The 17593-nt window shown below is 40.9% G+C and carries 19 protein-coding genes and 1 riboswitch; of the genes, 13 read left to right on the plus strand and 6 right to left on the minus strand.

The annotated features are described in order from the left end of the window. Positions 1 to 186: 186 nt before the first annotated feature. From NST73_RS02480 to NST73_RS02495, 4 genes are all read left to right on the plus strand, one after another. Complete coding sequence (locus NST73_RS02480; RefSeq protein WP_342499547.1) at positions 187 to 1929, plus strand: T7SS effector LXG polymorphic toxin; 1743 nt, start codon at positions 187 to 189, stop codon at positions 1927 to 1929. After that, positions 1919 to 2365: a hypothetical protein gene (locus NST73_RS02485; RefSeq protein ID WP_061418008.1), complete on the plus strand. Its 447-nt coding sequence runs from the start codon at positions 1919 to 1921 to the stop codon at positions 2363 to 2365. Before NST73_RS02480 ends, NST73_RS02485 begins: the two co-directional genes overlap by 11 nt. Before the next feature lie 17 nt (positions 2366 to 2382). Further along, on the plus strand, positions 2383 to 3102 hold the full coding sequence (locus NST73_RS02490) for an endonuclease V (RefSeq protein ID WP_342499359.1): 720 nt from the start codon (positions 2383 to 2385) through the stop codon (positions 3100 to 3102). Positions 3103 to 3174: 72 nt separating this feature from the next. Next, a complete protein-coding gene (locus tag NST73_RS02495; RefSeq protein ID WP_024720475.1) occupies positions 3175 to 3399 on the plus strand; it encodes a hypothetical protein in 225 nt (74 codons plus the stop codon). A 40-nt stretch (positions 3400 to 3439) separates the two neighbouring features. Here NST73_RS02495 and NST73_RS02500 read toward each other — a convergent pair whose 3' ends face one another. The 4 genes from NST73_RS02500 to NST73_RS02515 all read right to left on the minus strand — a co-directional run bounded on the left by NST73_RS02500 (position 3440) and on the right by NST73_RS02515 (position 6207). Further along, positions 3440 to 3703, minus strand: a complete 264-nt coding sequence (locus NST73_RS02500; protein WP_008346966.1) for a hypothetical protein — start codon at positions 3701 to 3703, stop codon at positions 3440 to 3442. 99 nt (positions 3704 to 3802) lie between these two features. Beyond that, positions 3803 to 4372: a GNAT family protein gene (locus NST73_RS02505; RefSeq protein WP_212362190.1), complete on the minus strand. Its 570-nt coding sequence runs from the start codon at positions 4370 to 4372 to the stop codon at positions 3803 to 3805. A gap of 67 nt (positions 4373 to 4439) precedes the next feature. Next, a complete protein-coding gene (locus NST73_RS02510) occupies positions 4440 to 5717 on the minus strand; it encodes an Nramp family divalent metal transporter (protein WP_008346963.1) in 1278 nt (425 codons plus the stop codon). 229 nt (positions 5718 to 5946) lie between these two features. Beyond that, on the minus strand, positions 5947 to 6207 hold the full coding sequence (locus NST73_RS02515) for a GlsB/YeaQ/YmgE family stress response membrane protein (protein WP_003214275.1): 261 nt from the start codon (positions 6205 to 6207) through the stop codon (positions 5947 to 5949). Between the two features lie 156 nt (positions 6208 to 6363). Here NST73_RS02515 and NST73_RS02520 point away from each other — a divergent pair, with 156 nt between their 5' ends. Further along, positions 6364 to 7194, plus strand: coding sequence for an EcsC family protein (locus NST73_RS02520; RefSeq protein ID WP_024720476.1), 831 nt, complete (start codon positions 6364 to 6366; stop codon positions 7192 to 7194). 25 nt (positions 7195 to 7219) lie between these two features. Here the strand turns inward: NST73_RS02520 and NST73_RS02525 are convergent, their stop codons facing one another. Beyond that, positions 7220 to 8317, minus strand: coding sequence for a TRAP transporter substrate-binding protein (locus NST73_RS02525; RefSeq protein WP_025206786.1), 1098 nt, complete (start codon positions 8315 to 8317; stop codon positions 7220 to 7222). A gap of 82 nt (positions 8318 to 8399) precedes the next feature. On the opposite strand from NST73_RS02525, the gene NST73_RS02530 reads away from it, so the two are divergent. The 8 genes from NST73_RS02530 to NST73_RS02565 all read left to right on the plus strand — a co-directional run bounded on the left by NST73_RS02530 (position 8400) and on the right by NST73_RS02565 (position 17077). Further along, positions 8400 to 10004 (plus strand): sensor histidine kinase, encoded by a 1605-nt coding sequence (locus NST73_RS02530; protein WP_162835672.1) that lies wholly within the window; start codon positions 8400 to 8402, stop codon positions 10002 to 10004. Further along, positions 10001 to 10684: a response regulator gene (locus NST73_RS02535; protein WP_017366653.1), complete on the plus strand. Its 684-nt coding sequence runs from the start codon at positions 10001 to 10003 to the stop codon at positions 10682 to 10684. Before NST73_RS02530 ends, NST73_RS02535 begins: the two co-directional genes overlap by 4 nt. Positions 10685 to 10808: 124 nt before the next feature. Beyond that, positions 10809 to 12077, plus strand: a complete 1269-nt coding sequence (gene dctP / locus NST73_RS02540; RefSeq protein ID WP_007496516.1) for a C4-dicarboxylate transporter DctP — start codon at positions 10809 to 10811, stop codon at positions 12075 to 12077. Positions 12078 to 12287: 210 nt separating this feature from the next. Then, positions 12288 to 13310, plus strand: coding sequence for an AI-2E family transporter (locus tag NST73_RS02545; RefSeq protein WP_007496515.1), 1023 nt, complete (start codon positions 12288 to 12290; stop codon positions 13308 to 13310). 63 nt (positions 13311 to 13373) lie between these two features. Then, a riboswitch (cyclic di-AMP (ydaO/yuaA leader) is annotated at positions 13374 to 13507 on the plus strand. Positions 13508 to 13584: 77 nt separating this feature from the next. After that, positions 13585 to 14826, plus strand: a complete 1242-nt coding sequence (locus NST73_RS02550) for a dicarboxylate/amino acid:cation symporter (protein WP_025206789.1) — start codon at positions 13585 to 13587, stop codon at positions 14824 to 14826. Between the two features lie 126 nt (positions 14827 to 14952). Then, entirely contained in the window at positions 14953 to 15879 is a 927-nt protein-coding gene (locus NST73_RS02555) for an ABC transporter ATP-binding protein (RefSeq protein WP_058336388.1), read from the plus strand. Then, on the plus strand, positions 15857 to 16624 hold the full coding sequence (locus NST73_RS02560) for an ABC transporter permease (protein WP_024720482.1): 768 nt from the start codon (positions 15857 to 15859) through the stop codon (positions 16622 to 16624). The genes NST73_RS02555 and NST73_RS02560 overlap by 23 nt, the downstream gene beginning before the upstream one ends. 117 nt (positions 16625 to 16741) lie before the next feature. Beyond that, positions 16742 to 17077, plus strand: coding sequence for a hypothetical protein (locus NST73_RS02565; protein ID WP_017366657.1), 336 nt, complete (start codon positions 16742 to 16744; stop codon positions 17075 to 17077). A gap of 98 nt (positions 17078 to 17175) precedes the next feature. On the opposite strand, the gene fbpB is transcribed toward NST73_RS02565, so the two are convergent. Further along, on the minus strand, positions 17176 to 17325 hold the full coding sequence (gene fbpB, locus NST73_RS02570) for a Fur-regulated basic protein FbpB (protein ID WP_160758179.1): 150 nt from the start codon (positions 17323 to 17325) through the stop codon (positions 17176 to 17178). Between the last annotated feature and the right edge of the window lie 268 nt (positions 17326 to 17593).

Raw genomic sequence — 17593 nt, forward strand, 5'->3', positions numbered from 1 at the left:
TAGTCGGTCTTCTAATTAGAAGACTGACTTTTTTTGTTGAATAGGTAAAATCATTTCAATTGTCACTTGTTTTCTTCTGTATAAAAATATACAGACTGGATTTTTTGCAACTTAAAGCCTATTTTTCCAATTCGGTGAGAAAGGTAAAATAGACTTTATGATCAATAATGGAGGGAGTGGCTTAATCTGGGCAAGATACTTGATGCAAAAGCACTAACCAGTTCCATGGATACAAGGGCAAAACACTATCAGGAACTCCGCGAACAAATGATAGATTTAAAAAAGGCATTACAAGGTGTTGCCAACCTCGGTGACGACTTCACTGGAAAAGGTGCCGATAACATTAAAAGCTTCTACAAAGAACTCGCCGGAAATGTGGACATGTTTATTAGCTTCATTGATAAACAAAAAGCCTTTCATGAAGGTGTTTCTGGGACACTTGATGATACAAATTTCGGCGGCGACACCTTTGTAGAAGAACACTTTTTAGACAACGCTGTACATATGGGAATCAAGAATGCCAAAAGCATCGTGAAGGATCAAAAAAAGGCACTCAAAACGATTTTTCAAGATATTGATGACCTCATTTCTCTGGAGGTATTTGATAGTAAAACCTTTGACGAAAAGATTGCAGATGCGGAAGATGAACGGAAGAAAACGGTTAAAGATTTAATAGAACTTGATCAAAATCTAAAAGATGAATATGCTTTGTCAGAGACTGAGGAGAAGGCTACAATGGCATTGTACGCAGAAATGATCAATGCCACAAATGACGGAAAATCCATTTCGCCTATGAATTTTGACAAGAAAGTGTATCAAAATAGCGAAATCTACAAGGCAAAAAGCGATATTGAGAAGCAAACTTCTGAATATCTAAAAATCAAAAAAGATCAAGAAGAAGCCCGCAAGATTGCAAAGGAACAAGAAGCACTAGCCAACCGTCCGTGGTATGAAAAAGCCCTTGATTACGGTGGGAATATCGTCAATGAGCTGACAGGCGTGAACGATGCAAAACGTGCCGCAACAGGTGTCGATCCGATCACAGGAGAAGAACTCACCGCAGGCCAGCGAGTCGCCGCAGGCGGCATGGCAGCAGCAGGATACATCCCGATCGTCGGCTGGGCAGGACGTATTTTCAAAGGCGGAAAAGCCGTCTATAAAACGACTCAAGCCACGTCAGCCGCAGTCAGAGCAGTCGACATTTACAAGACATCACAGAAGTCTTTCGATGCGTTGAAAACATCACAAAAAGGCTTATATGGACTAACCGCGACCAACGGCTTCAGCGAAGCGATTACGGGTCGAGATATGTTTGGAAATAAGATCTCAAAAGAACAGCAGGAAGCGAGTATGAATGCGGCTCTGGGGATGCTTTTGCCGTTTGGGGCGAAAGGATTTCATGGGAAGATGGGTGCTGTAGAGAGTGGAAAACGTATAGATTATTTAAGAAATAAATATGGAACAATCAGTTCTAAAGAATTAAATGAAAGAATCAATTTGCGCGGTGAAACGATGAAAGAGCTAAATAAATTAAAAGATACTGGTATTAGTAAGAAGAAAATGGGACCTGCTTTTGCTGGAGTTTATGATAAACAAACTGGGAAATATTCTTATGCAATAAATGATTATGATGGAAAGTTACCAGATTTTCATCCCTTAATAAAAAACAAATATGATAAAATGCCAAAAGAGGTTATAGATTCATATGCATTTACAAAAGGTGCGGGATCACATGCTGAAGTGATTGCCTTGAATAAGGCCTTAAAGGAAAACCCAGGTGCTAGTTTAGATAATTTTATTTTGAATGTAGTTAGGACCGGTCAAAGTAGAGTGAAACCGGCTGGGATGATGTTTCCACGATGTCCACATTGTGCTTATCTTACGGATGGATCTAAAATTATCACGGAGGTTCCTAAAAATGTTAAATGATATATTACAAAAGGATTTTATTTTAGAAAATGGTACGGAGTTTGAAGAACATTTAGAGTATGGGGGTCCTTACGAACTAGCAATAGTGGAATATACCCCGGATGGTAACGAAAAACTATTTACGGGCTTAGCTTATGATAAATACGAAAATGGAAATATCGAAAGTTATTTCTATGTAGAGCAAGGTGTTAAGCAGGGAAAGTGTGTTGAATTTTACTCAAATGGAAATGTGAAAAAAATAGGTAATATGAATAAAAGTGCTGCAGATGGATATCAAGTCGAGTTTTTTGAGAATGGAAATAGAAAGTATGAATCTGAATATATTGCTGGTCGAGAAATGACTTATATAAAATACGATGAAAACGGAAATATTGTAGAGCAAAAAGCAGAACCTGATGAATCTGATTTAAAATACGTCGAAAAATTCAACGATTAATAAGGATAAAGTGATATATGGTTAATCTGGATAATGATAAAATAGATCATTTAATAGAAAAATTTAAAAATGAACAAAAAGCTCTCTTGCCTAAAGTTAAATTGGAAAATAATTTCCAATTAGAAAATATACGGTTTATCGCAGGGGTAGATGTTTCTTATTTTGAAACAAATGGAAAATCGAAAGGTGTTTGTTGCATAGTTGTATATGATTTGACAGAAAAACAAGTAATTGAAAAAGTGAATAGTTATGGAGAAATAAAGGTTCCTTATATATCCGGATTTCTTGCTTTTCGTGAATTGCCTTTAATTAAAGATGCAGCAAAAAAGCTGACGAAACAAGTAGATATCTATATGTTTGATGGAAATGGTTACTTACATGATAGACATATGGGTATTGCTACACAGGCATCATTTTTCTTAAAGAAGCCTACCATTGGTGTAGCAAAAAGCTATTTGAAAATCAAAGGAATAGATTATACCCTACCCCAAAATAAAGAGAATGCATACACAGATATTATTATAGATGATGAAATTTATGGTCGAGTACTTCGAACCAGAATGAATGTTAAGCCCATTTTTATTTCATGTGGTAACTGGATTGATTTAGATACAACTACAAAAATTGTGATGAAACTTATTGATAAAAATAGTCGACTGCCGATACCTGTAAGATATGCAGATATCGAGACACGCATTATTCGAAATGAGTTATTAACAAAAAAGGGTGAAATGTGAAGTGCTCATTTTTTAAGATTTAGAAAATGACACTATCGAAACCCAATCACCACAAAAAAAGGGGAATAAACCATGCTATGGATTTTCACACAAAACGAACAAAGTTTCGTCAATGTTCACGAAGTCACAGTAACCGGTAAAAAGATTGAAGGGTTTATCGCAGGCAGTGATTCTTGGGTCAAGACGCTCGGCAAGTATGACTCAAGCGATCGAGCGTCAGAGATCCTTCAAGACATTGTGAAAGTAATTGAAAAAAACCCAAATGGTACGATGACCTATCGAATGCCTCAGCAGTAAAAAAAGAAACCACCTTTCCATCGCGAAAAGGTGGTTTTGTTTATGAAGGTGTTTTGGTAAAGGCTAAAAATAACGGGATGCCTGTGCCGACAAGTGTAGTGGCGAATAGGAACATACCGCAAATGAATAGAAAATGACTGGCTGAAAAGACGAGTGCCAGAATGAGAAACACGATGCTGAGTCCTGCCATGCTATATGATGGGACAAAGCGGCGTTTGTATGTGGCTTTCTTTGTTAGGAATGAGAAGAAAATGCCAAATAATAAAGGGACAATCCATAAGTAAAATAAAATAATAAGAGACATACATCATACCTCGATTTTTTCCTTCTATTTTATCAGATGCCAATCACAACGGATACTACAAAGCTTCACTTTGTAAAATAGTTCATGCAATCGACACAATTAAGTGGGCTGATTGATCGAACTCGTTTTTTGTTTCATATATTCAGGCTGTAAAAGTGCGTACACACAGTGATCGGCAAAGTGGTCGCCCAGCCATTCACATTGTCTTAATATGCCTTCAAGTGAAAAAGATAAACGCTCTGCGATGCGTCTGCTTTTTTGATTATCAACAGCGGCCCTTATTTCAATGCGATGCAGACCGCACTCTTCAAATAAATAGTGAATGACCGCTTTGCATGCTTTTGTCATGATGCCTTTTCCTTGATAGCCTTCCCCGAGCCAATAGCCAATGGAAACCGTCCGATTAATCCAATGAATTTGGTGGGTGCCAATGATACCAACGAGTTCTCCATGTGACCAGATTCCAGCCTGAAAACCATTGTTTTGCAAAGCTTGCTGCATGGCACCTTGAATAAACGCCATGCTGTCTTCTTCTGTCTGCGTCGAATCGACCCATAGCATCCATTCACGTAAGTGCTCTCTTGAGCGTTGGATGAGCAGATACAGACTTCTCGCGTCTCTTGGTTCAAGCAGCCGCATGGATAGATCTTGATCCTGATAAAAAAACATGTGATCACATCCTCTCAAGGGAAATTCTACCACAACCCGATATAAAAGACAGCCTGATCACTGTCTTTTACATAAACGTATCCACAATTAAAAACAGATTAAGTGCGACAACAAGAGCTGCTATCACCCAAGATATTCCGGTCACCCAGCGAGCATTCGTCAAATCGCCCATAATTCGTTTTTTACTTGTAAACAAAATGAGCGGAATTAAAGCAAACGCAATTCCAAAGGATAAGACCACTTGACTCATCACAAGCGCAGATGTCGGATTGACCCCAGATGCAATGATCGCAATAGGGGGAATGATGGTAATTAGCCGGCGGACATACAGCGGAATTCGGTACTGAATAAAACCTTGCATAATAATATCGCCTGACAGTGTACCGACAGAAGAACTGGAAAGTCCAGCTACAAGCAGACCTACACCAAATAAGATCGCTGATACAGGACCTGCGAGAGTTCCAAAATGCTGAAATGCTACATCTAAATCCTCAACAAAAAGACCATTTTTAAAAAATAAAGCAGCTGCTACAATCAACATGCTGGCATTGATGGCGCCAGCAACTACCATCGCAATGAGGATGTCTAAAAACTCAAAACGAAAAATCAGCTTTTTCTCTTTTTCCGTTCTGCCGACGACTCTTCTTTGCGTTAAGGCTGAATGGAGATAGATCGCATGCGGCATCACCGTAGCGCCTAAAATACCAGCGGCAAGCAGTACGCTGTCTGTCCCTTCAAACCTTGGAATGAACAGTCCACCGGCGACACTTGCAAGATCAGGTTTAGCCACAAAGGTTTGTACAGCGAAAGCAATCACGACAACAAACAGCATGCCGGTAATTCCTGCTTCTAACGCTCGATAACCTCGTCTTTGGAGCTCTAAAATGGCAAAAGAACCGATCGCTGCAATAATCGATGCTTCAAGTAGCGGGATACGAAAGAGTAAGTATAAACCAAGGGCAGCCCCGATAAATTCGGCTAAATCTGTGGCGATAATGACGAGTTCGCCCTGAATCCATAAACCGATCGAGACTGGTTTTGGAAACTCTTCTCGAGCAATTTCAGGTAAATTTTTCCCTGTTGCGATTCCAAGCTTTGCAGACAAAGACTGGATGAGTAAGGCCATGAGATTGGATATGAGAATGACCCATAACAGAAGGTAGCCATATTTCGAGCCAGCCGCAATGTTGGTCGCAAAGTTTCCTGGATCAATATAGGCAATGGCGGCGATAAAAGCAGGCCCGAGAAAAGGAAGGAGCCTTCTAAAACCTTTCACCTTTCCTTCAAGTGCACGCTCCGCTGCCACTGACATGTGGGCTTGTGCCTCGATGTATTTGTTTGTCATATGTCATCACCTAGATTCTACAAAGTTTTGCTTTGGCACAAAAAGTTTCCTCGATGCAATTTTTAATCATCATATGCCCATCTTCATGAAAAGTCAACTATCTGAACTAATAGGTTTGTTTATCATATGTAAGTGAAAAAAATAGATACCTTGTCAATCAAAACATAAAAAACACCGCCTCTTATCTTAGGCGGTGCATCCTCTGCTTCCTCTTCTTTTGTATCGTTTTTTAAGAAACCCTTGATCCAACGCTGCGGAAGATCAAGCTTAAAATAATGACAAAAATGGCTGCTCCTAAGATCGCTGGAATGATCGCAAATCCTGCCAGACTAGGACCCCACGTTCCAAGTAATCCATGACCAATCCAAGCACCTGCAAGCCCAGCAATCATTGAACCGATCCAGCCTCCTGGTACACTGCCTCCAGCGAGTGCACTCCCAATGAGACCAATGACAATCGCCACAACTAATGAAATCAGAAATCCTAACATGTTGATCACTCCTCTTTTGTTTGTTTACTAAGCAATAACCGTTTTAAAAGAGATTAAAACCTTTCGGAACCACTTCAATGTTCGATACGTATGATGGACAAGGATTGTGTATAATAACAGACATATACTTGAACGGCATCTAAGGAGGCAAATGGCATGGAGGAAAGAGAGTGGCTAAAAGCACAATTAAAAGAGATTGAAAAATGGGAGAAAGACCAGCAAAAGGTATGGTTTTGGGAGAAACTCAGCCGGCTTCCATTTCAAATGCTGGACAAGCTGACCCCTGCCTTTATTCAAAAGAAAATCGGTGTGTTATTAGATGAGATGGGGCACTACATTCAATCAGGCGGTGTCTATTTGACGTCAGAGAAAGGCATTATTCATCAATTTCAAAAGAAATGTGCTGATGAATCGATTCAGCGTATTGAAGATATTGAGGCGGCTCCGATCGAGGTCATGGATGCCATTAGTGATCAGATGGGGAAAAACCGAACAAACCTCGCCACTGTGCAAGGTGCGACAACAGGTGTCGGAGGTATGTTTACATTAGCGGCAGATATTCCGGCTGTCCTCGGTCTCTCTTTAAAAACATTACAGGATATCGCCGTCACCTATGGCTATGATCCGAAAAATAAAGAAGAACGAGTCTTTATCATTAAATGTTTACAGTTGAATTCTGCTGACGTTGTTGGGAAAAAATCAATATTAAAAGAGCTGAAGAGCTATCATGCATCAGAAGGGAAGCACGAAAACATGATCTCTCAAATTCAAGGATGGCGTGAGGTCGTATATAACTACCGTGATTCGTTTGGCTGGAAGAAGCTGTTTCAACTTGTCCCAATTGCGGGGATTTTGTTTGGTGCAGCGTCCAACCGCTCACAGTTAAAAGGAATTGCCGAAACAGGCATCATGCAATATCGAAAGCGCAGAATATTAACAAGATTAGAGGAGCTCGCTCAGCAAGAACAGCGAGACTCCGGCGCATAAAAAATCCCTCTCTAAAAGGGATTTTTTATTTGGTCTCAGCATCTTCTTCAAACGCTTGAATCGGAGAATATTCATAGCGTGCCCGGAGCTCGCGGATTTGTTTGATCAAGGTGGAACCGATGATCCTTTCTGCTTCATCATATAAAGGATCGAGCGCCTTCATCCATTTTTGCCGCTCTGCTGGTGTTAATTCGTGTATGGCAATTGGAGATTCGCGTTTAATATCCTCCAGCTGATCCTTGTTCATTTGTTCGGCATGTTTTTCGTTCCATGCCGTTGTTTCTTCCATCGCTTCGAGTAAAATTCGCTTCGTCTCAGGTGTTTGACGATCAAAAAAGGATTGATCTGTTAAGACGACATACCCTAAATACCCGTGATTACTGATCGTCATATAGTCTTGTATATGATAGAATTTTTTTGAATAAATATTTGAAATTGTATTTTCTTCACCGTCTACTTTTTTTGTTTCTAGCAGCTGAAATGTTGAATTAAACGATTCCTGATAGGGTTTTGCGCCAAGAAGCTTGAATTGCTTTTCAATCATGTCACTTTGCATAATACGGAGAGATTGTTTTTTTAAATCACTAGGCTGCTTGATTGGGCCTTTATTCGAAGTGATTTGCTTAAAGCCATTTGTCCAGTAGGCCATTCCCTTTAGTCCGTCTTTTTGCAGTGTGCCGAACAGTCTCTGTCCAATCGCACCATGTAACCCTTCTTGGACAGCATCGTAGTTAGAAAAGGCAAAGGGCAGATCAAGTGCCAGCCATTCAGGGGACAGCATGCCGAGCTTTGACGTAGACGGAGCAATAAATTGAACTTGATTCTCTTTTAGTGCATTAATTTCTTCGATATCAGAATAAAGACTCCCGTTTGAAAAGATTTGAATGCTGATCCTGCCGTCGGATTTTTCATGAACAAGCTCAGCAAATTTCTTTGCAGCCAGCCCTTTTGGGGTGTTATCTGCGACAACATGGCTGAATTTGAACACAAGCTGATCCTTCAGCCCTGTCTGTTCATCGTCGAAGGTAGTCGCTGATTTAGGCATCATATGATAAAAGCCAAAGTATAAAGCGGTTACAAAACCGATGATGAGCAATAGCGTATAGGCGAGTAAATTCTTCATGCGTCAGATCCTCCTTATGTCAAGGATACTTGACAGAGGAAGAATTCGTAAAGATACAGGTGAAAAAATGATGAGAAATCGACTGAAATTACAACAATTATCTATTAGATGGAAGCTCACCATCCTCACATATTTCGTTGTCATTTTTGCCCTTTTAATCGGAGGAATTGTTCTAGTCGGGGGAATTCAGCAAACAGAGGAACGAGAACTTCGAAAAAGGCTCATGAACACGGCAAGAACAGTAGCTGAGATGAATGAGGTAAAGCAGGCATTGGATGATCAGACAAAGGAGCGTGCGCAGTTACAGCATGCCATTGAAGAGATTCGGATTATCCAAGATGCTGACTACATTGTTGTCATGGATATGGATCACGTGCGATTGACACATCCAGTAAAAACAAGGATTGGCCAGCGCTCTGAGGGGACAGATGAAGAACCTGCTTTTGCAGAGCATATCTATTTCTCAGAAGCACAGGGAGAGCTTGGCACAGCCATTAGAGCCTTTTATCCAGTAAAAGATGAAAAATTTAACCAAACAGGGGTTGTACTAGTCGGAAGAACATTGCCGAGTATGGCAGATATATTAGGAGAAATGAAGCAGGATATCCTCATGATCCTTTTGCTGACGCTCAGCTTCGGGCTTGTCGGTTCATTTTTGCTCGCCCGTCATATTAAACAGCAAATGTTTAAGCTAGAGCCGCATGAGATTGTCAGAATGCTAGAGGAGCGCACCGCTACCTTTCACTCCATTAATGAAGGGGTCATTGCCATTGATAACCAGCACATGATCACCATTTTTAATGAAAAAGCAAAGCAAATTTTCAGCGTGACTGGTGATGTAGTGGGCCGAAATATTTGGGATGTGCTATCAGATACAAGGCTTCCAGAAATCATTGACCGCGCAGAACCCGTCTACAATGAAGAAATTCATATGAGCGGAAAGCGGATCATGAGCAGCCGAATTCCGATTGTGATGAAAAAGAAAATCATCGGAGCGGTTGCGATTTTTCAGGACCGGACAGAGGCGGCCAAATTGGCGGAGGAATTAACCGGGGTGAAGAACTTCGTTGATGGCCTGCGGGTGCAAAATCATGAACATATGAATAAGCTTCATACAATTGCGGGATTAATTCAGCTGGGGAAAGCCGATCAAGCACTCGATTTAGCGTTCCAAACGACCGAAGAGCAGGAGCATGTGACGGACTTTCTCCACCGTGTGATACAGCATGACGCAGTTGCAGGCTTATTGATGAGCAAGATAAGAAGGGGCAAGGAGCTAGGCATAAAGGTTGAAGTAGATGAAAATAGCAGTCTGCGCGATTTCCCAGAGCGGCTGGATCAGCATGATATGACGAAGCTACTTGGCAACCTGATCGAGAACGCCTTTGCCGCGTATGATACTGTAGAAAGAGACACAAAACTCATTTCTATTAGTATTGATCAAACAGAGGATGTCCTCGCGATCTTAATTGAAGATTATGGATCTGGAATAGAAGAGGACATGATTCCTCATATTTTCGACAAAGGCTTTACTCACGGTAAAGAAGGCGGAACAGGCTACGGACTGTATATTGTAAAAACGATTATCGACAAAGGAATGGGAAATGTAGAAGTCACATCAAGCATCGGCATTGGTACCACCTTCTCAATCGAATTCCCAATGACAATAGAGGAGAGAGACAGATGACTCAGATTAAGGTGCTATTAATTGAAGATGACCCGATGGTGCAAGAAGTCAATAGAGAGTTCATTAAGAGTGTCCCTGGCTTTCAAGTTGCGGCTGTAGCAGGAAATGGTGAGCAGGGCATCCAGCTGATCAAAGACATTCGCCCAGATCTTGTGGTGCTCGATGTGTATATGCCTAAAAAAGATGGCGTCAAAACATTGCAAGACATCAGAAAGCAAAAGATGCAGGTGGATGTGATTGTTATTTCGGCAGCAAAGGACAAAGAGACGATCGGCACCATGCTTCAAAATGGTGCCCGAGATTATATCATTAAGCCATTTAAGTTTGAACGGATGAAAGAATCTCTTGAAAGCTATAAAGCGTTCAAATCAAAAATTCGTACCGCAGCAGAATTTTCTCAAGAGATGCTCGATGATATCATACGAAAGCCTGCAGTTAAGCAGGAAGAGACATGGCTTCCTAAGGGGCTGAATGTGCATACGATGAATGAAATTAAAGCCTATATGCGTCTGCAAGAAGGAGCGCAGTCTGCAGAGGAAGTCGCCAATGCACTTGGGATTGCACGTGTCACGGCACGCCGTTATTTAGACTTCCTTGTAAAAGAAGGCGAGCTGAAATTAGATATGCAATATGGCGGGGTCGGACGCCCTGTGAATAAATATATCGTACATTCTGACTAAGAGACCAAAAAGACCAAAATGTACGATATGTCCATAAGCTTCACAGCCTTTGATGAAATCGCTATCATTTACCTACAGATAACAGTTAAGCGTTTACATCAAAGGGTGAGGGAGTTGATTTTTTATGAAGAGGCTATTGAAGAACCTGACATTTCAGGTCATTGCAGCTGTCATTATCGGGATCATTGTTGGGATGGTTTGGCCAAACGTCGGGAAAGAAATGAAGCCGCTTGGTGACACATTTATTAATGCAGTGAAAATGGTCATTGCACCCATTATTTTCTTAACCATCGTACTTGGGATTGCCAAGATGGGGGATATGAAAAAGGTTGGAAAAGTTGGGGGAAAAGCTTTTATCTATTTTGAAGTTGTGACGACGCTTGCGCTTGTCATCGGACTGTTCGTGGTCAATATCATGAAGCCGGGAGCAGGTCTTGACTATAGTAAGCTTGAAAAAGGGGATGTCTCGCAATATACCCAAAATGGGGGACAGGGTATCGACTGGATGGAGTTTGTCACACACATTGTGCCATCTAACATGGTAGATGCCTTTGCAAAGGGAGATATTTTACAGGTCTTATTCTTCTCTATTTTATTCGGTGTTGCGCTCGCTGCACTTGGCGAGAAGGGGAAAGGCATCATCGAATGGCTTGATAAACTGTCGCTTGTCTTCTTTAAAATCATTGGTTACATCATGCGTGCCGCGCCATTAGGGGCATTTGGAGCAATGGCTTATACAATCGGACACTTCGGTTTAGCTTCAATTAAACCACTGGCTAGTCTGATGCTTTCCGTTTATATGACGATGTTCCTGTTTATTTTCGTCGTGCTGAACATCATTTGTAAAATGTATGGCTTCAGCCTGTTCGGTTACCTCCGTTTTATCAAAGATGAAATTTTAATTGTTCTTGGCACAAGTTCTTCAGAATCTGTCTTGCCAAGAATGATGGATAAAATGGAACGCTACGGGTGCTCTAAGTCGGTTGTTGGACTTGTCATTCCGACAGGCTATTCCTTTAACTTAGATGGAACCTCAATCTACTTGTCCATGGCCGTGGTCTTCTTAGCGCAAGTGTTTGGGGTGGATCTATCCATCGGACAGCAGATCACGATTATCCTTGTTCTGATGCTCACATCAAAGGGAGCAGCTGGAGTCACAGGAAGCGGATTTATCGTGCTAGCTTCTACACTTGCTGCACTTCAGGTTATCCCGCTAGAAGGTCTTGCACTGCTATTAGGGGTAGACCGTTTCATGAGTGAAGGAAGAGCGATTACGAACCTGATTGGAAATGGAATTGCGACAATTGTTGTAGCGAAAAGTGAAGGGGAATTTGACGAAGCGAAGAGTAAAACAGCGCTACAGGAAATGCGAAATATCAAGCAGGCTGTTTAGTATAAAAACAACCAAAAACCGAAACCTTATGTTCTACATGGGGTTCGGTTTTTTCTTGTGTAAAAAAAGAAAAAACATAAAAGCTTGATTAATTTAGGACGAATCGTAAGACCTCATTGACCTTTTGTTATATAATTTACAGAAAGATCCGATATAATGAATAGGAGATCCAACGAAAAATAGACTTTAGTCCTGGCAGGTGTGTAACGTATGGCGGCATTTTTTAAATTGTTCGAAAAACCTGGTGTCAAGAGGTTTTCAGTATTTGTAGTATTAGCCACAGCATTATATCTATTAAGAGGAATGATGAATTTAATCCTCCTGACCTTCATTTTCACTTTTTTAATGAACCGGTTAGAAGAGGTCATAAGAGGCTTTTTAAATCGCTTCCTGAAAATAGGACAGAAATCAGTCATCACCATTTTGTACATCCTTCTGGCTGGTGGATTGACGTTTGGCGGCTTTGTGTTTGTGCCCATCATTGCTAAACAGGTGGAACAGTTATTTCATTTAGGGAAAAAGATTGCAGATCATCCACAAGATTTACCCTTCTTTGACGTCGTCACCAATGTGTTCGGAGATTTCAAAATATCTTCTTTCTTCGAGAAAGGGTTTAATTTCCTCTATACATACTTAACAGATTTCAGCACGTTCAGTATCCAGGTCATTATGTCCTTAATATTAAGCATGTTCTTCCTGTTCGAAAAGGAACGCCTCATTCAATTCATGAATAAGTTCAAAACGAGTAAAATCTCCGTGTTCTATCATGAAATTGCCTTCTTTGGACGTAAGTTTTCCAGAACATTTGGTAAGGTACTTGAAGCACAGTTCATCATTGCAACAGTTAACTGTGTCTTAACGACAATTGCGCTTGGCATTATGGGCTTCCCGCAATTATTTGGATTAGCGGTCATGGTCTTCTTGTTAGGTTTAATTCCGGTAGCGGGTGTGGTCATCTCCCTCGTTCCACTCAGCATCATTGCGTATACACTTGGAGGCGGAATGTACGTCCTATATATTGTGCTGGTGATCGTGATCATCCATGCCATTGAAGCCTACTTCTTAAATCCAAAGCTCATGTCAGCTAAAACAGAGCTCCCTATTTTCTTCACGTTTATTGTCCTGATCTTTTCTGAACACTATATTGGCATTTGGGGACTGATTATCGGCATCCCAATCTTTGTGTTTATCTTAGATATCTTGGAGGTCACGAATAAGGAAGAAAGTAATTAAAAAGTTCATATGAACCTGTTTACAATTTTCTAAAAATAAGGTATAAATAGTATGAAAATATCATATTACCACACGCTTAATCCTTCTAAAGGAATGGGGGACCCAAGTTTTTGGGGTGAATTTTTCTTATTTAAGAAAAAAGGACATCTCTTCGTCCTAACCCGTCAGCTAACCTCATCAGCGTGAAGAGAGTAGACAGTGGTACACGTATGGACACGCAGGCCCACGAGAAGACTCTCTCGTGGGCCTTTTTGACGAGGAAGGGGAGATTTTATTGAAGCTCGCGACGAAAATTATTATTGCTTTAATTGTAGGTGCAATCACAGGACTACTACTCAACATTTTTGCTCCAAATGTTTTCAAAGTGTTAGACCCTTATTTATTTACACCTCTAGGTCAAATCTTCTTAAACCTGATTAAAATGTTAGTTGTACCGATTGTCTTCTTTTCGATCACACTTGGTGTAGCAGGCCTTGGCGATCCGAAAAAACTTGGCAGAATCGGCGTAAAAACCATTACTTACTTTCTACTCACTACGACTTTTGCCATCATTATTGGCATTTCATTGGCCTTACTTATTAAGCCAGGCGCATTTGGCAATTTTGATACGAAAGCGGCAGAATATTCCGCTGAGGAAGCCCCATCAATGGCAGACACACTACTCAATATTATTCCAACCAATCCAGTCCAATCTCTAGTTGAAGGAAATATGCTTCAAATTATCGTCTTCTGTGTATTTCTAGGTCTTGGCATTGCCTTGCTCGGTAAAAAAACAGAAGGTTTGCTGAAGCTGTTTGAACAAGGAAATGAATTAATGATGTATCTTGTCGGTGTTGTGATGAAATTCGCACCGTACGGGACATTCGGTTTGATCGCAACGGCGATTGGCAGTCAGGGGCTCGATGCCATGAAAGCGATGGGACTTTACTTCTCAGTCGTCTTAATTGCGCTGATCTTGCATTTCTTCCTGACCTATGGGTCAACCGTTGCCCTATTAGCTAAACGAAATCCAATGGCATTCTTCAAAGGATTTTCTCCAGCGATGGTTGTGGCATTTAGTACATCAAGCAGTAACGCAGTACTGCCAGTATCAATGGAAACAGCTCAAAAGCGTTTGAAGGTGCCAGAACCTATTTCAAGCTTTGTGCAGCCGCTAGGTGCGACCATTAATATGGATGGTACAGCGATCATGCAAGGGGTTGCGACTATTTTTATCGCACAAGTGTATGGAGTTGAATTAACCCTTGTTCAAATGCTGACAGTTGTCTTAACGGCAGTACTAGCAAGTATTGGCACAGCAGGTGTCCCAGGGGTAGGGCTCATCATGCTAGCCATGGTTTTAAATTCCGTGAATCTTCCTGTTGAGGGCATTGCGCTGATCCTTGGCATAGACCGCTTATTAGACATGGCAAGAACCGTGGTCAATATTACAGGTGACGCAGCATGTGCGGTGATTGTTTCTGAAACCGAGAAGAAACATGAGAAGGAAGCACCAACACCTAATTTATCACTGTAACAACAAAAAGGGCTGACTGGATCAGCCCTTTTTTTCGTGGAACGGCTTGTCTAGCGTGATATACTTTTTACAGGATGAGCGGCCGTAACTGCCGCCATAGGTTTTACATCAGAAGGAGGAACCACTTTGCAGTCTGCTGTTTTACACATAGAGAACGTCGATAAACAAATTGGCCGGCATCAAATTTTACAACATATTTCGATGGACATTAGGCAAGGGGAAATTGTCGGTTTACTTGGACCAAATGGGTCTGGAAAAACGACCTTGATTCGATTGATTGTTGGCTTGATGAAAAAAAACAACGGCCGGATCATCATTAATGGATATTCTCAAGATGATGATCATCTAAAAGCGATGTCATCTGTTGGAGCGATCATAGAAAATCCGGAATTTTATTCATATTTAACAGGTTTTGAAAACCTTGAGCTGTATGCGTCTATGCATGATGGAGTTTCAGAAGAGCGCATTTTTGAAGTGGTAAAAAGAGTTCGTCTGGAGCACGCCATTCACCAGAAGGTCAAAACGTATTCACTAGGGATGAAACAAAGGCTCGGGATTGCACAAGCCATTTTGCATAAGCCCAATCTGCTCATTTTAGATGAACCAACAAATGGGCTTGATCCCGCAGGAATGAAGGAGTTTCGAGAGCACTTGCAAATGCTTGTACAAGAAGAAGGTGTCTCTGTGTTATTTGCTACACATCTTTTGCATGAAGTAGAAGAGCTTTGTGACCGCATGATCATCATCCAAAAAGGACAGATCAAAGCCAATACAAACCTTCGCGACATGGAAGGAAAAGAGCAGGTGCTGATGAATATTCAGCCAGTAGAAAAGGCAGTTTCATGGCTAGATACGCAAGGATATACATATGAACAAAGGGATCAGCATGTGCTGGTTCAACTGAAAAAAGACCGTGTGCCGGAGCTGAATAAACAGCTTGTCTTAGCAGAATTTGATGTACTTGAAATGACGCCTCAAAAACAATCAATTGAAGAGGCCTTTATGAAATGGACGGAAGGCGGGACGGAAGATGCTTCAACTCATCAAGAATGAACATAAAAAAATCACGAGACAAAAGATCACATTCATTGCACTTGGACTGATTGTTGTCTTTCAATTGACAATGGCTCTAGCATTAAAACGAGTCATTTCCGGGCTTGGCGGGCAAGATACAGTCGCGAACTATTTTGCTTATTCCACGAATGTTGTGTTTATTTTACAAGTGTTCGCTGTCGTGATTGGCGCCACATTGATCTCAACAGAGTTTCAAAAGAGAACCATCAAGTTCTTGTTGATTCGGCCGAAGACAAGGCTTCATATTTTCTTGTCAAAATACATCACTCTTGTGCTGATGGTCCTTTACCTGTTTGTTTTTTATTATGTGTTCGCTTTTCTTTTTGGCCTTATTTTCTTTGGTACTGATTTTGATGAAAGCACTGGGCGGTTATTTCTGCACACATTTGCTGTGATTGGATCACAGTGGGTGGAAGTGGTCATGATGGCAAGCTTTGCTTTTCTGTGCTCAAGTTTGTTTAGAAACAGTCTGATTGCACTTGTGACTTCATTTTTCGTCTTATACGCGGCGAAATCACTAGTGTCGATCATGTCTCTGTTAGAAAATCAGTGGGGGAAAATTCTACTTTTCGCTAATACGGACTTCACACAATACAGTTTTCAAGGTCCGCCGCTCTTTCAGGGCATGAGCCCTCTTTTTTCGCTATTCATTGTAGGGGCGCATTTCGTTTTCTTTGTTGGTGCTGCTTGGCTCCTTTTTTGGAAGCGTGATGTAAATGTGTAAAAATTGTGTCAAATAACAAGAAAAATTCGTGACATCTTTGTGAAAACGAGTCTGTATTTCACGATAACCGGCTGATTTTGTCTTATAATAAGACAGAGTCATGGAGGTGGCACTATCGTGAAAAATTTTATTACGGCTTTACCTATTTTGCTGCTGTTGTCGTTTTCGTTTGTGTCTTTTGCCTTCCAGTTTGATCATCTTGTTTATTTCAGACTAGCGCTAGGGATCTTTTCATTAGCGGGTCTTTTCTTTCTGTATACACTTAAAAGAAACATGAAATGGTTCATGGTCTATTTATATGCGAGCTGGATCGTTCTTGCTGCCGTTACGACATTTGAAGAACCCGTGTTTTCACAATTCTTCTTCGGTGGTTTAACGATGACAATGGGTTATCTAACATATATGCTCATCTATTTAGGAATGAAACAAGACCGTGTAGCGAAATCACATTAAAACAAAAGCCGATAAAATCGAAGAATAGATTTTATCGGCTTTTTCTTTTCTTCAGGCAAATAAAAAAGCAGCCATCTGTTTGACTGCTCTTCTTGTGTTTATGATTCACGTCCAGCAGCGGCAAGCTGCTTCTGGTGCTTTTTGTCGATGGTTGCGTATATACTTTCCATCATTTTAGGGTCTTGCATGATTGCTTCCTTGTTTTCTTCGATCAATTGCTGATACGTTTTGATTTTCTTCTTAGACATGTAACTCAACGCTCCTTTGGTAGAATGGACTCTATAAGATTTCACACAGATGAAATTGATAATCATTTTCAATTAGCATCTCCATTATACAAAGCAGAATGTCATAAGTAAAGATTCAATTCAGAAAATTCACGTAACCGACATATTCCCATCCATATCGACGATGAATTCTTTCCCAGGAAATAATCCGCTGTCAAACCTTGTCATGAAATCAGATCAAACATTCCTGTCGATGTTGAAACATTTTAGCCGCACATCTCGTCTTATG

Source organism: Bacillus sp. FSL W7-1034 (genome assembly GCF_038593365.1).
In the GTDB taxonomy this organism is placed as follows: Bacteria; Bacillota; Bacilli; order Bacillales; family Bacillaceae; genus Bacillus; species Bacillus altitudinis.